The sequence below is a fragment of the Aeromonas sp. PS2Canimalfood6 genome (genome assembly GCF_048276795.1).
Classification (GTDB): Bacteria; Pseudomonadota; Gammaproteobacteria; order Enterobacterales; family Aeromonadaceae; genus Aeromonas; species Aeromonas caviae.
Map to the genome: position 1 here is coordinate 1 of NZ_JBLUXC010000167.1, position 474 is coordinate 474.

1 protein-coding gene is annotated in these 474 nt (G+C 61.0%); it reads left to right on the forward strand.

What is annotated here, in order from left to right; all coding sequences use genetic code 11:
* The coding region (locus tag ACNPAA_RS21085) for a transposase (protein ID WP_417892000.1) at window positions 1-474 on the forward strand (474 nt) is incomplete at both ends.

Here is a 474-nt window from a genome sequence, read left to right on the forward strand (position 1 = left end):
GCGCGTTCAAGCAGGTGTTATTGCACGATGGCACCTCCTTCGCGGTGCACCGGCGTCTGGCGGCTGACTTTCCCGGCCGGTTCAAGACCATCAGTCCGGCGGCTATCGAGTGCCATATGACCATGTCTCTGTCGGAGCAGAGCCCACTGTGCATGAGTGTGTCTGCCGATACCGCAGGGGAGCGGCAATTTCTCCCTGAGGCTCACAAGCTGGCCAACTGCCTGCTGCTGGCTGACGCGGGTTACATTGACAGGGCCTGGTTTGAGCAGGTGAACGACGCTGGCGGATTTTATCTGGTGCGAGGAACGCAAAGCCTGAACCCCAAGATAATCCAGGCCTGGCGCGGTGATGGGCGGGAAGTGCCAAAACTGGCGGGACTGTCACTGAAAGAGGCAGGACGGCGGCGCTGTCGGGCCGAGGTGCTGGATATGGTGGTGAAGTCCGGCAAGGTCGAGTACCGCTTGATCCGACGCT